The sequence below is a fragment of the Nocardia sp. NPDC003999 genome (assembly GCF_053604885.1).
Genome location: NZ_JBSGIB010000002.1, coordinates 527,093 through 540,085, shown reverse-complemented (window position 1 = coordinate 540,085; position 12,993 = coordinate 527,093). Strand labels below are relative to the sequence as shown.

Genomic DNA, 12,993 nt, shown 5'->3' with positions numbered 1-12,993 from the left:
TCGCCGCGCATAACACCTGCTGAGAGCGCCGCGGATTTTCTTCGAAAACGTAACGTGCCGAAAATGCTTCGTAGGTACGGTGCCGATCAGATCGGAAGTTCACCCGTGTCCGCACCGGGCCTGCGATCCAGGGCAACGCGTGCGGCGCTCGAGAAGTGGGGCCGTGATGAGGAATTCGAGGTTGGGGCGACAGATCGGGACGCGAACCATCGCGGCCTTCGGCTTGCTGGCATTGGCGGGTTCGGTGCTGGCAGGATGCGGTTCCGGGCGAACCGGGGAGGGCGGTGACGGCGGCGGCTTGGTGGCGGGCACCACCGACAAGATCTTCTCGCTCGATCCCGCGGCCGCCTACGACAACGGGTCGCTGGTCGCCGAGACGCAGATCTATCAGTACCTGCTCAACTTCGCACCCGGTGACGCGACGCCGAAGCCGGACGCGGCCCAGAAGTGCGAGTTCACCACGCCCACGGTGTATACCTGCACGTTGAAAGACGGCCTGAAGTTCGCCAACGGCAACCCGCTGACCGCGACCAGCGTGAAGTTCTCCTTCGACCGGATGCTGCGGATCAACGACCCGAACGGTCCCGCCTCGCTGCTCGGCAACCTGGAGAAGACCGACGTAGTGGACCCGCGCACCGTCGCGTTCACGTTGAAGGTGGCCGACGACCAGACCTTCCCCGCGATCCTGCCCACCCAGGCCGGGCCGATCGTCGACGAGAAGGTATACGCGCCGGACAAGGTGATGCCGGACGAGGATGTGGTGAAGGCCAAGGGCTACTCCGGCCCGTACGTCATCGCCAGTTACGACAAGAACAAACTCGTCGAGTACCAGGCGTTCGCCGATTACAACGGCATCCTCGGCAAGCCGAAGACCGAGACGGTGTCCACCAAGTACTACGCCACCACCGACAACATGAAGCTCGACCTGCAGAACGGTTCGCTCGACGTCGGATATCGGTCGTTCACGCCCACCGACATCGAGTCGCTGCGCAACGACGGCAAGGTCGCCGTGCACGAGGGCCCCGGCGGGGAACTGCGGTACATCGTGTTCAATCTGAACACCATGCCGGGTGGCACGCCCGCGCAGAAACTGGCCGTGCGCAAGGCCGTCGCGGCCACCGTGGACCGTGCCGCGCTCGCCGACGGCGTCTACAAGAAGACCTACCTGCCCGCGTATTCGTCCGTGCCGCAGGGCATGCCGGGCGCGGCCGAGCCGTTCAAGGAAATCTACGGCCCCCAGCCGAACAAGGACCAGGCGGCGAAGTTCCTCGCCGACGCGGGGGTCGCGACGCCGGTCGAGCTGAATCTCCAGTACAACCCCGACCACTACGGCTCCAGCAGCTCCGAGGAGTACGCGGCGATCAAGTCGCAACTGGAGGCAACGGGTTTGTTCAAGGTCGATCTCCAATCCACCGAATGGGTGACCTACCAGCGAGAACGCGCCCGTGATGCCTACCCGCTCTTCCAATTCGGCTGGTTCCCGGACTTCCCGGACCCGGACAACTACCTTTCCCCGTTCTTCGGGACGAACAACTTCCTGCAGTCGCATTTCGAAGACCCCGGCATCTCCGCCCAGCTGATCGCCCAGGCGACCCAGCCCGACAAGGACAAGCGGCTCGCGCAGATCCAGCAGGTGCAGCGTGATCTCGCGCAGAACTTCCTGCCGATCGTCCCGCTGCTGTCCGGCAAGCAGATCGCGGTCTCCGCCACCGGGGTGCAGGGTGTGGAACAGACGCTCGACGCATCGTTCAAGTTCCGCTATACGGTGCTGAGCAAGTGAGTTCCGGCGGTCCGGCCGGGCCCGGGGCGACCACATCGGCGGACATCGCGCCGACACCCGTCCGGGCCCGGCCCTTCGCCCTGCGGCGAACCGGCAAGGGCGGCGACGATTCTCGCCACGGCGCGTTGCTGCGCTACCTCGGCGTCCGCCTGCTGCTGATTCCGGTGACCGCGTGGATCCTGGTCACGGTCGTGTTTTTCCTGATGCGCGTGGTCGGCGACCCGATCAGCGCGGCGATGGGCGGACGCATGACCCAGGAACAGATCGAGGCGCGCAAGGAGGCGGCCGGGCTGAACCGGCCGATACTGACCCAGTACTGGGACTATCTGTCCGGGCTTCTGCACGGGGATCTCGGTCGCTCCCAGGACAACCGGGAGATCAGCGAGGTGGTGGTCACCTACGGCGCCGCCTCGCTGGAACTGGTGTGCTGGGCACTCGTGGTCGCGTTCGCGATCGGCGTCCCGCTGGGCAGGTACGCCGCCACCCGGCGGGATTCGGCCGCCGACACCACGTTGCGGTTGCTGGCCATCTTGTTCTACGCCGCGCCGGTGTTCTTCGTCGGCCTGCTGCTGAAGCTGGTGTTCGCGGTGCGACTCGGCTGGCTGCCGGTGGCGGGCCGGGCGAGCACCAACGTGGAACTGCGGCTGCAACACGTCTCGCCGAAGACCAACATCATGTTGATCGACGCGATCCTCTACGGCGACGCCGGATACCTGCTCGACGTGCTGAAACACGCCGTGCTGCCCGCCATCGCGCTCGGCTTGCTCACCGCGGGCATCTTCTTGCGGCTGGTGCGGATCAACCTGATCCAGACCCTCCGCGCCGACTACGTGGACGCGGCACGGGCCCGTGGCTTGTCCCGCCGCGTGGTGACCGGGCGGCATGCCTTCCGCAACGCGCTGATCCCGATCGTCACGGTGATGGGCATGCAGATCGCCATGATGCTCGGCGCCTCGGTGCTCACCGAGACCACGTTCGAGTGGAAAGGCCTCGGCTATCAATTCGCGCAATACCTCTCGGCGCGCGACTTCATCGCCGTGCAGGGCATCGTCGCGTTCATCGCGCTCATCGTGGCGGTGATGAGCTTCCTGGTCGACGTCCTGGTGGCCCTGATCGATCCGAGGGTGAGGTTCTGATGACGGCTCCGGAACTGCTGAACGAAACCCTGGTCACGCCACCCGCGGCGCGGCGGGGTGTACCCGGCCTCCGGTTGTTCTCGATGACCTCCGGTTTGCAGCGTGCGACGCTGGTCCTCGGCCTGGCTCTGGTCGGTGTCTTCGTGGTCGCCGCGCTCTTCGCTCCGCTGATCGCACCGTACGGATTCGCCCAGAGTGCCGTTGACGGCGTCGATTTCGTTCGCCAGCAAGCACCGTCGGCCGAGCATTGGTTCGGCACCTCGGTTCGCGGAGAAGACGTGTTCTCCCGGGTGATCTATGGCGCGCGGACAGCCTTGTGGGTGATCACGATCTCCCTGCTGCTCTCGCTGCTGATCGGGGTACCGCTCGGACTGCTGTCCGGCTACGTCGGCCGGTGGCCGGACCGGTTGCTCGTGCTGTTCATGGACGCGATGTACGCGTTCCCGACACTGTTGCTGGCGATCGTGGTGTCCATCGTGGTCGCGGGCGGTCGCTCGACCAGCCTGGGCGGTGTGCTGTCCGCGGCGGTGGCCATCACGGCGGTCTTCGTCCCGCAGTACTTCCGGGTGGTGCGCAACGCGACCGTGGCCGTGAAGCAGGAGCCGTACGTCGACGCGGCGCGGGTAACCGGCGCGTCGACCACGCGAATCCTGTTCCGGCACATCCTGGCCAATGTCACTCAATCGCTGCCGGTGATCATCACGCTCAACGGGTCGGAAGCCATCCTCACCCTGGCCGGCCTGGGCTTCCTCGGTTTCGGCATCGAACCGACCCAGGCCGCGGAATGGGGTTTCGATCTGAACAAAGCGCTGCCGGACGTGTCCAACGGCATCTGGTGGACGGGCATCTTTCCCGGTGTCGCCATCGTGCTCGTCGTGCTCGGCATGACCTTGGTAGGGGAAAGCCTCAACGAAGTGCTGAACCCCGTCCTGCGCACCCGCCGCGCCGCGGCGGTGGCCGGACCGGACGGCGGCGGAAAGGACGCGACCGATGCCTGAGTCCTCCGCGACGGAGCGGGGCCGCCCCGCCCTGTCCATCGAATCGTTGTCGGTCACCTTCGCCACCGACGCGGGGCCGGTGCACGCGGTCACCGACGTCTCCTACGAGGTCTACCCCGGCGAAGTGCTGGCCATCGTGGGGGAGTCCGGTTCGGGCAAGTCCGTGAGCTCACGCACCGCGATGGGCTTGCTGCCGGAGACGGCCACGGTGCGCGGCCTGGTCACCCTGGGGACCGAGCAGGTCACCACGATGAACGAGAGGCAGCTCACCGCATTGCGCGGCGGCGCGATCTCGATGGTGTTCCAGGAACCAGGCCTGGCCCTGGACCCGCTGTTCACCGTCGGCTTCCAGATCGGCGAGGCGCTGCGCGCCCACACCGACCTGACCAAGAAGGCGGCCAAGGCGCGGGCGGTGGAACTCCTGCGCCTGGTCGGGTTGCCCGATCCGGAGCACCGGGTGGACTACTACCCGCATCAGCTCTCCGGCGGGCAGAAACAACGCGTGGTGATCGCCATCGCCATCGCCTGCGAGCCGAAGGTGATCATCGCCGACGAGCCGACCACGGCGCTGGACGTCACGGTGCAGGCCGAGATCCTCGCCCTGCTGCGGGGCCTGCGCGACCGGATCGGCAGCGCGATCGTGCTGATCACCCACAACATGGGCGTGGTCGCCGACATCGCCGACCGCGTGGTGGTGATGCGCGACGGAGCGGTGGTCGAGCAGGCGCCGGTGGATGAACTGTTCGCGCGTCCCACGGCGGACTACACCCGCGCCCTGCTTGCCGCGGTCCCGTACCTGGGTACCGAGCAGATCGAGCACGGCCCGCCCGACAGTGCCGAGACCGAGGGCGATCCGGTACTCGAGGTCCGTGATCTGGTGGTCGAATTTCCCGGCCCGTTCGGCAGGCCGCGTTTCCGCGCTGTCGACGGCGTGAGTCTGCGCATCGGTCCCGGCGAGACGCTCGGCCTGGTCGGTGAGTCCGGCTCGGGCAAGTCGACCATCGGCCGCTGCGTCGCGGCACTGCAACGGCCCACCTCCGGAACGGTGCGAGTGCGCGGGCGCGACATCGTGGGGTTGTCACAGCGCGAGCTGCGACCGATTCGGCGGCGCTTCGGATTCGTCTTCCAGGACCCGGCCAGTTCGCTGAATCCCCGGCTCACCGTGGGCGAGTGCGTGTCCGAACCGCTGCTCGTGCACAAGGCGGGCAGCTCGGCGGAGATTCGCGCCAGGGTGCGCCTGCTACTCGACGACGTGCGGTTGCCCGCGGGCGTCGAACGCCGGTACCCGCACGAGTTGTCCGGCGGGCAGCGTCAGCGTGCCAGCCTCGCCCGCGCGCTGGTGCTCGACCCGGACCTGCTGGTCGCCGACGAGCCGACCAGCGCGCTGGACGTCTCGGTGCAGGCCGCGGTGCTGGAGCTGTTCGGTCAGCTACAGCGCGAGTGCGGCTGGGCCTGCCTGTTCATCAGCCACGACTTGGCCGTGGTCGACCAGCTCGCCGACCGGATCGTGGTGCTGCGCGACGGTGCGGTGGTGGAAGCGGGCGATCGGAATCGCATCCTGCGCGCCTCACGGGAGGAGTACACCCGCCGCTTGGTCGCCGCGGTGCCGGTACCGGATCCGGTGCGGCAACGCCACCGCCGGGCACAGGCCGCGGGGTTCGATGGCGACGAGACGGACTGATCGTCCGCTTTACGGTTGGCTCTGCCCTATTGTCAAGAGGGCGAGCCAACACCGGTGCGGGGTCGTTATCCGGCTCCGGTAGCGTGAGCAGGCATCTATCCGCCGATTCGGTTTGGAGCTTTCCCCGAAAATGACTGAACAGACCCCCAGTGGTGGTGCTTCGTACGCCGCGGCAGGCGTGGACATCGAGGCAGGTGATCGCGCAGTCGAGTTGTTCGGGCCATTGGCGAAGAAGGCGACCCGGCCCGAGGTCCAAGGCGGCCTCGGCGGCTTCGCCGGGCTGTTCGCGCTGAAGGGCGGCTACCGGGAACCGTTGCTGGCGGCCTCCACCGACGGCGTCGGCACCAAGATCGCGGTGGCGCAGGCGATGGACAAACACGACACCGTCGGCCTCGACCTGGTGGCCATGGTGGTGGACGATCTCGTGGTCTGCGGCGCGGAGCCGCTGTTCCTCCAGGACTACATCGCCATCGGCAAGGTCGTCCCGGAGAAGGTCGCCGAACTCGTCTCCGGCATCGCCGAGGGCTGTGTGCGCGCCGGGTGCGCGCTGCTCGGCGGCGAGACCGCCGAGCATCCCGGGCTGATGGATCCGGACGACTACGACCTGTCCGCCACCGGCATCGGCGTGGTCGAAGCCGACGCGGTGCTCGGACCCGACCGGGTCCGTCCCGGCGACGTGGTGATCGCCATGGGGTCCTCCGGACTGCACTCCAACGGCTACAGTCTGGCCCGCAAGGTGCTGCTCGAGATCGATCGCATGTCGCTCACCGGCCACGTCGAGGAGTTCGGCCGCACCCTGGGCGAGGAACTGCTCGAGCCGACCAGGATCTACGCCAAGGACTGCCTCGCGCTGATCGCCGAAACCGATGTGCGCACGTTCGCCCACGTCACCGGCGGTGGCTTGGCGGCCAATCTCGCCCGGGTGCTGCCCGCGGGCATTGTGGCCGAGCTGGATCGAGGCACCTGGAACCCGGCGCCGGTGTTCAAGATGATCGCCCAGCGCGGCCGGGTCGAGCGGCCCGAGATGGAGAAGACGTTCAACATGGGCGTCGGCATGGTCGCCGTCGTCGCTCCCGAGGATGTGGACCGGGCGCTGGCGGTGCTGACCGCACGGCACATCGAGTGCTGGACGCTGGGCACGGTCAAGAAGGCCAAGGACGCCGACGCCGCGCGCGCCGTGCTGGTCGGTGAGCATCCGCGGTTCTGATTCGCGGTGAAGACACGTGAGAGTCCCGCATCTATGTACGATGCGGGACTCCGGTGTGTTGCAAGCCTTTTCGGCGCCAGAGACGTCAACCCGCGACAACGATCGAAGGGGGAGGCCCGTCGGCCTCCCCCTTCAGACGTAAATCCGAGTCAGCGGCGCCAGTCGTCGTAGTCGTCGTCCTCGTCCCAGCGGGACAAGGAGTCGTCCGCGTCGTGCTCATCGGACAGCACACCACCACTCCGCTGGGAGTTGGGGCTTCCCGAAAGCTCGCGCTGAAGGCTCGCGAAGTCGGTCGTGGGCGAGCTGTACTTCAGCTCGCGTGCGACCTTGGTCTGCTTTGCCTTAGCCCGGCCACGGCCCATGGCTGACCCCCTCGCGTCACAGCGGGGCGGCCTGGGGTTTGGTGGCGGCCCCGTTCGAATTAATACTCTTCCTGACAGACACTTTAGCGTGTGTCCGGCGGTCTCGCTTCCAGGAGTGGGTGAAGAACTCCGGAACCAGTGCCGTTTGCCCGCTTGTCGCCCTGCCGTGGAATAGCTAGACGACCCCGGGTATAGCACGAATCACACCGACTCGGATACCCCCGCCCAGCACCGCGGGGGCCGCCAGCTCCGCGTGCGCATCGGTCCACTCGATTCCCATTCGGTGCAGAATCGCCAGCGTCAGCGGCATTCGCGCGCGATCGTGGCCGTCTTCGATCTTGTACGCGAAAGCCGATCCGTCCGGCAGCGCGCCCGCGTGCACACCATCCGCGCCGATCTTGCACACCAGCCCGGGAGTGGCCAGCATGGTCAGCAGATCGGGCGCGTTCGTGCCGGAAATCACTCGCGGATGCGCGCGCACCGCGTCGGCGACCCGGCGTTCCGGGCTCCCCGGCTCGGCCGTCGCGATGGTCGAGAACACCCGCGCGAGGTTGACGAGTGAGACCGGGATGATCGGCAATCCGCAGCCGTCGATGCCCAGATCGGCTTCCGGCTCGCCGGTCAGGTCGGCCACGGTCGCGATCACCGCGCGCTGCAGCGGATGCGCCCGGTCCTGGTAGCCTTCGGTCGGCCAGCCGTTGATCGCGCAGGTCGCGAGCATCGCCGCGTGTTTGCCCGAGCAGTTCATGTAGATGGGGCGTGGTTGTCCTCCGCCGGACAGCAGCGCGGTGCGGGCGCCCTCGTCGTACGGCAGATCGGCCGGGCAGGCCAGGGCGGATTCGGGCAGGCCGAACCGGTCCAGCAGCCTGCGCACCAGCGCGACATGGTCGGGTTCGCCGTAGTGCGAGGCGGTGGCGATCGCCAGTTCGGCGTCATCGACCGGCTGGAAACCGTTGCGCAGCAGGGTGATCGCCTGCATCGGCTTGTTCGTCGAGCGCGGGAAGATCGGCAGGTGCACTTCGCCGAGTTCGAGGGTGGGCTCGCCCGCGGCGTCGAGCACCACCACCGAGCCGCGGTGCACGCATTCACGGAAGCCCGAGCGGACCACTTCGACCAGTTCCACACTCACGATTTCGCTCCCGTGCCGATGTCGTCGGTGCTCGTCGTCGCGTGCCGGTGCGCGGTGGCGCGCACGGCGTTGCCATGCCTGCGCGCGTGCCGTTCCACTTGCATGCGCACGTCGTCGGAGATGGTCGGCTCGTCGGCGAGCAGGATCGCCAGCAGATCCGGATCGGCGCCGGTGAACAGATCGCGGACCGTGATGCCGTGCTCGGGGACGTGTACCACCGAGATCCGGTCGCCCGCCGCGATCGTGCCCTCGGTGAGCACCCGCAAATAGGCGCCGGTATCGCTGCGCAGGGTGAACCGTTTGACCCACTGCTGCTCGCCGCTCCAGTGCTGGAACGTGGCGCACGGCACGCGCGGAGCGCTCACCTCCAGCACGGTGTCACCGACCGTCCAGCGCGCGCCGATCACCGAGTCGCTGACCGGAAGGCCACGCACGCGCAGGTTTTCGCCGAACCAGCCCGCGGGCAGTTCCCGGCCGAGCTCCGTGCCCCAGCGGCGGGCGTCCTCGTCGGCGTAGGCGTAGACGGCCTGGTGCACGCCGCCGTGATGCTTGGTGTTGCAGACGTGGTCGCCGTCCAAGCCGAGGGCGCGTACCGCGACTCGTCCCGCCGCCGGGCGCTTGTCGATGGCGCTGCGACCGACCCTTCCCGGTACCTCGATATCGGCGTGCACGACGCACGCCGCGAGCACCTCTCCCGAATCACCGACGCGCATGAACGGCGCTCCTCTCGTCACGAATGGGGAGCTCGGCGCTGAGCAAGAGTGCGGATGTCGGCTGAGGAAAACGTCCCGCTTGCCGGTGGCCGGTCAACAGGTCAGCGCCCACGCAGCCGGTCGACCGCGAGCCGGCCCGCTTGCGGTTCGTCGTCGGAGGGCATCGAATCGGGATCGATGGACGCCGCGACCGGGCCGGCGACCAGCGCGGTGTCGGCCGGAACCGCGCGCTTGACCAGCGCGAGGGCGATCGGGCCGAGTTCGAAGTGGTCGACGACCGTGCCGAGCCTGCCGACCGCGCGGCCGCCGGCGGTGACGTCGTCGCCGATGACCGGGCGCTCGTCCGCCGAGCCGTCCAGGTGCAGCAGCAACAGGTGCCGCGGCGGCTTGCCGAGGTTGTGCACCCTGGCCACCGTCTCCTGGCCGCGGTAGCAGCCCTTGTCCAGGTGGACGGCTCCGTGTTCGGCGACGCCGCCGATCCAGCGGGCCTCGTGCGGGATGGTCCGCTCGTCGGTGTCCGATCCGATCCGCGGCCGGACGGCCGCGACGCGCAATGCCTCGAACGCCCACATTCCGGCGGGAACGGCGCCTGCCGCGGTGAGCCGGTCCCACAGGCCGGTCAGCTGATCGCGCGGGACGACCAAGTCGAAGGAGTCGGCCGTCGGCCACGGCATCCGGCGCAAGAATCCGCCGCCGGGCAGCGGCGTCGCCTCGTACACGCCGGGAAGGGCGGTGATGCCGAGTGTTTCGGCCAGGTCTGCCACTCCGGGGCCGAGCAGGCTGAGTACCGCGTAGTCGGCGGCTTCGGGTTTGGCATCGGCCCAGAAGACCATCTTCTGCAGGAACGCGAGCAGGTCGGGTCCGCGCTCGGCTTCGGTATCGATCCAGACGGCGCCGTCCAGTTCGGTGAGCACGAAGTGATGCTGCACCCGGCCGTTCAAATCCAGGTCGAGGTTCTCGGCGGACTGCCCGTCGCCGAGGGTGGCGACATGCTGACTGGAGATGGTGTGCAACCAGGAGAGCCGCTCCGCGCCGGTGATGCGCAGCACGAATCGGTGTGACCGGTCGACGATCGCGGCGCGCTGCACCGCGGCGCGCTGCTCGCCGAACGGATCGCCGTAATGCCACGCGACGGCGGCGTCGGGCGAACCCGCCGCTCCCGCGACGGCTCCCGACACACTGAGCATGGGGCTGGGCGCAACGACCACGGACACCTCTCCCACTCTAGGCGGGCCCGCCCGGCGGTGCGCGAACCGGGCCAGGGCGTCGGAGAACGGCATAGCCGATCGGCATTGTCCGAGCATTACAGCGGGCCGCGTGGGGCGGCTGCACAAAAGGTCTGGCAAAAGCGGCCGTGACATAGGCATTGTCCGCTCACACCGCCTACGCTCGTCGCATGGTGGATCGAGTTCTGGTAACTCTCGATGGCGCGGTCCGGGATGCGGATGCGCCGTTGTTGTTTGCGGACGATATTGGCGTATTGCGTGGCGATGGTGTCTTCGAAACGGTGCTCGTGCGCGCGGGCGTCGCGTGTGCGATCGAATTTCATCTAGGCAGATTGCGCCGCTCCGCCCAGGCGCTCGATCTGCCCGAGCCGGAACTGGGCAAATGGCGCGAGGCGGTGGAGACCGCCGCCAAGGAGTGGGGCAGCGAGCGCGAAGGCGTGATGCGGCTGGTGCTCACCCGCGGGCGCGACTCCGAGTTGGCCGCAACGCCCGACAAGGTCAAGACCGGTGACCTCGCCGCCGCCGTGCCCGTGCCGACCGCTTTCGTGCTCGTGGTGCCGGTGCCCGAGCGCGTCGAGAAGGCCCGCGCCGAGGGCGTCGCCGTGGTGAGCCTGTCGCGGGGCATCTCGGTCGACCTCGCGCAAGCGGCGCCATGGCAACTGCTCGGTGCCAAGACGCTGTCCTATGCCACCAATATGGCCGCCCTGCGGTTCGCCGCGCGGATGGGCGCGGAGGACGTGATCTTCACCAGCACGGAGAACCGGGTGCTGGAGGGGCCGCGATCCACCGTGGTGATCGCCCGCGACAAGCAGCTGATCACGCCGCCCGCGAAGAACGGTGTGCTGCCCGGCGTCACTCAGCGCGCGCTGTTCGCCGAAGCCGAGAAGGCCGGCTGGCAATGCCGCTACGACTCGCTGTTCACCGCCGACCTGCTCACCTGCGACAGCATCTGGATGCTGTCGAGCATTTCGCTTGCGGCGCGGGTGAATTCGCTGGACGGGCTGCGGATGTCCGCGCCGGACAACGCCGAAGAGATCATCGGGCTGGTCGATCGCGGTATCGAGCGGGCGGGAGCCATCGGCGACTGGTGAGTGTGCGCCGCTCCGTGATCTCCGTCCTACTCGGGCGGGCACGGGGCGGTGATGAACACGGAAAACAGGCCGAACAGGCAGTATCAGCCCTGGTGGCGTGGCCTAGGACTCATTTTTCGAGGTCTGCTCCGGCGTAGGCTTTACTACGACATGTCGTAGACACGCAGGAGGCCGGCTTGAACGCCTTGGACATCTCCCGATGGCAGTTCGGCATCACAACCGTTTACCACTTCCTGCTGGTGCCGCTGACCATCGGTCTCGCGCCGCTGGTCGCTGCCATGCAGACGGCATGGGTCGTCACCGGCAAGCAGCACTGGCTGCGGCTGACGAAGTTCTTCGGCAAGCTGTTCCTGATCAACTTCGCGCTCGGCGTCGCGACCGGCATCGTGCAGGAGTTCCAGTTCGGCATGAACTGGAGCGAGTACTCCCGCTTCGTCGGTGACGTGTTCGGCGCCCCGCTCGCGCTGGAAGGGCTGATCGCCTTCTTCATGGAGTCGACCTTCCTCGGACTGTGGATCTTCGGCTGGACCCGGTTGCCGAAACTGCTGCACCTCGGCGCGATTTGGATGGTCGCGATCGGCGTGAACGCCTCGGCGTATTTCATCGTCGCGGCCAACTCGTTCATGCAGCATCCGGTCGGCGCCCGCTACAACCCGGAAACCGGTCGCGCGGAGCTGGAGAGCATCGTGAAGGTGCTCACCAACAACACCTTGCTGGCGGCTTTCCCGCACGTGGTGGCCGGATCCTTCCTCACGGCGGGCACCTTCGTCGTCGGCATCGCCGGCTGGTGGATGGTGCGCAACGCGCGCAGTGGCGACGAGGCGAAGTCGGCTGACGCGCGCGAGATGTGGCGGCCCGCCGCGCGAGCGGGCATCGTCGTGGTGATCGCGGCGATGGCCGCTCTGGTCTACACCGGCGACGTGCAGGGCAAGCTGATGTTCGAGCAGCAGCCGATGAAGATGGCCTCGGCGGAATCGCTGTGCCACACCGCCCTCGACCCCGATTTCTCCGTGCTGACCGTCGGCACGCACAACAACTGCGACAGCGTGACGCACGTGCTCGAAGTGCCCTATGTGCTGCCCTGGCTGGCGAAGGGGGAATTCACCGGTGTGACGCTGGACGGCGTCGTCGACCTGCAGAAGACCTACAACGAGAAGTTCGGTGTCGGTGACTACCGGCCCAACCTGTTCGTCACCTACTGGTCGTTCCGTGCCATGATCGGGCTGTCGGCGGGTTCGGTGCTGCTCGCGCTGGCCGGGCTCTGGCTGACCCGCCGCGGACGAGTGCCGGACCAGCGCTGGTTCGCCTGGCTGAGCCTGCTGGCCATCCCCACCCCGTTTTTGGCCAACAGCGCCGGGTGGGTGTTCACCGAGATGGGGCGGCAGCCCTGGGTGGTCGCGCCCAACCCAACCGGCGACCCGAATCTGCGCCTCACCGTTCAGCAGGGCGTCTCCGATCACGCGCCAGGCGTCGTGCTGTTCTCGCTGATCACCTTCACGCTGCTGTACGGCGCGCTCGCGTTCGTGTGGTTCTTCCTGATGCGCCGGTACGTGATCCACGGACCGGATCCGGCGGCGCCCGCCGCCGAGCCGCACGACACGGATACGACTTCGGGCGAACGTCGCCCCGAAGAGCCCGCCGTCGAACAACTTTCGTTCGCCTACTAGGAG

The 12,993-nt window shown here is 67.8% G+C and carries 12 protein-coding genes; 7 read left to right on the top strand and 5 right to left on the bottom strand.

Annotated features, from left to right (window positions below; genetic code table 11):
* Nucleotides 1–166: 166 nt before the first annotated feature.
* The 5 genes from ACWESM_RS06305 to purM all read left to right on the top strand — a co-directional run bounded on the left by ACWESM_RS06305 (nucleotide 167) and on the right by purM (nucleotide 6,802).
* A complete protein-coding gene (locus ACWESM_RS06305) occupies nucleotides 167–1,780 on the top strand; it encodes an ABC transporter substrate-binding protein (RefSeq protein ID WP_452491058.1) in 1,614 nt (537 codons plus the stop codon).
* A gap of 125 nt (nucleotides 1,781–1,905) precedes the next feature.
* A complete protein-coding gene (locus tag ACWESM_RS06300; RefSeq protein WP_356963892.1) occupies nucleotides 1,906–2,916 on the top strand; it encodes an ABC transporter permease in 1,011 nt (336 codons plus the stop codon).
* Nucleotides 2,916–3,914, top strand: a complete 999-nt coding sequence (locus ACWESM_RS06295; RefSeq protein WP_452491057.1) for an ABC transporter permease — start codon at nucleotides 2,916–2,918, stop codon at nucleotides 3,912–3,914. Before ACWESM_RS06300 ends, ACWESM_RS06295 begins: the two co-directional genes overlap by 1 nt.
* Nucleotides 3,907–5,595: an ABC transporter ATP-binding protein gene (locus ACWESM_RS06290; RefSeq protein ID WP_452491056.1), complete on the top strand. Its 1,689-nt coding sequence runs from the start codon at nucleotides 3,907–3,909 to the stop codon at nucleotides 5,593–5,595. The genes ACWESM_RS06295 and ACWESM_RS06290 overlap by 8 nt, the downstream gene beginning before the upstream one ends.
* A 130-nt stretch (nucleotides 5,596–5,725) precedes the next feature.
* Complete coding sequence (gene purM / locus ACWESM_RS06285; RefSeq protein WP_355076965.1) at nucleotides 5,726–6,802, top strand: phosphoribosylformylglycinamidine cyclo-ligase; 1,077 nt, start codon at nucleotides 5,726–5,728, stop codon at nucleotides 6,800–6,802.
* 149 nt (nucleotides 6,803–6,951) lie between these two features.
* Here purM and ACWESM_RS06280 read toward each other — a convergent pair whose 3' ends face one another.
* The 5 genes from ACWESM_RS06280 to ACWESM_RS06260 all read right to left on the bottom strand — a co-directional run bounded on the left by ACWESM_RS06280 (nucleotide 6,952) and on the right by ACWESM_RS06260 (nucleotide 10,555).
* The gene (locus ACWESM_RS06280) at nucleotides 6,952–7,164 is read right to left on the bottom strand and encodes a DUF3073 domain-containing protein (protein ID WP_039794982.1); all 213 of its coding nucleotides are present in this window, start codon (nucleotides 7,162–7,164) and stop codon (nucleotides 6,952–6,954) included.
* Nucleotides 7,165–7,339: 175 nt separating this feature from the next.
* Nucleotides 7,340–8,293, bottom strand: a complete 954-nt coding sequence (locus ACWESM_RS06275) for an asparaginase (RefSeq protein WP_355076967.1) — start codon at nucleotides 8,291–8,293, stop codon at nucleotides 7,340–7,342.
* Complete coding sequence (locus ACWESM_RS06270) at nucleotides 8,290–9,006, bottom strand: MOSC domain-containing protein (RefSeq protein WP_355076969.1); 717 nt, start codon at nucleotides 9,004–9,006, stop codon at nucleotides 8,290–8,292. The genes ACWESM_RS06275 and ACWESM_RS06270 overlap by 4 nt, the downstream gene beginning before the upstream one ends.
* A 101-nt stretch (nucleotides 9,007–9,107) precedes the next feature.
* A complete protein-coding gene (gene ygfZ / locus ACWESM_RS06265; RefSeq protein ID WP_452491129.1) occupies nucleotides 9,108–10,193 on the bottom strand; it encodes a CAF17-like 4Fe-4S cluster assembly/insertion protein YgfZ in 1,086 nt (361 codons plus the stop codon).
* A gap of 116 nt (nucleotides 10,194–10,309) precedes the next feature.
* Nucleotides 10,310–10,555, bottom strand: coding sequence for a hypothetical protein (locus ACWESM_RS06260; RefSeq protein ID WP_355077071.1), 246 nt, complete (start codon nucleotides 10,553–10,555; stop codon nucleotides 10,310–10,312).
* Between ACWESM_RS06260 and ACWESM_RS06255 the strand changes: the two genes are divergently transcribed.
* Both ACWESM_RS06255 and ACWESM_RS06250 read left to right on the top strand, forming a co-directional pair.
* Nucleotides 10,460–11,323, top strand: coding sequence for an aminodeoxychorismate lyase (locus ACWESM_RS06255; protein WP_364425218.1), 864 nt, complete (start codon nucleotides 10,460–10,462; stop codon nucleotides 11,321–11,323). The genes ACWESM_RS06260 and ACWESM_RS06255 overlap by 96 nt on opposite strands.
* Before the next feature lie 176 nt (nucleotides 11,324–11,499).
* Nucleotides 11,500–12,990, top strand: coding sequence for a cytochrome ubiquinol oxidase subunit I (locus ACWESM_RS06250; RefSeq protein WP_356963667.1), 1,491 nt, complete (start codon nucleotides 11,500–11,502; stop codon nucleotides 12,988–12,990).
* The last annotated feature ends 3 nt before the right edge of the window (nucleotides 12,991–12,993 follow it).

Coding starts and splice junctions, on each gene's coding strand:
- ACWESM_RS06305 (WP_452491058.1), top strand. CDS start 167: ATGAGGAATTCGAGGTTGGGGCGACAGATCGGGACGCGAACCATCGCG.
- ACWESM_RS06295 (WP_452491057.1), top strand. CDS start 2,916: ATGACGGCTCCGGAACTGCTGAACGAAACCCTGGTCACGCCACCCGCG.
- ACWESM_RS06290 (WP_452491056.1), top strand. CDS start 3,907: ATGCCTGAGTCCTCCGCGACGGAGCGGGGCCGCCCCGCCCTGTCCATC.
- purM (WP_355076965.1), top strand. CDS start 5,726: ATGACTGAACAGACCCCCAGTGGTGGTGCTTCGTACGCCGCGGCAGGC.
- ACWESM_RS06280 (WP_039794982.1), bottom strand. CDS start 7,164: ATGGGCCGTGGCCGGGCTAAGGCAAAGCAGACCAAGGTCGCACGCGAG.
- ACWESM_RS06270 (WP_355076969.1), bottom strand. CDS start 9,006: ATGCGCGTCGGTGATTCGGGAGAGGTGCTCGCGGCGTGCGTCGTGCAC.
- ygfZ (WP_452491129.1), bottom strand. CDS start 10,193: ATGCTCAGTGTGTCGGGAGCCGTCGCGGGAGCGGCGGGTTCGCCCGAC.
- ACWESM_RS06260 (WP_355077071.1), bottom strand. CDS start 10,555: ATGAAATTCGATCGCACACGCGACGCCCGCGCGCACGAGCACCGTTTC.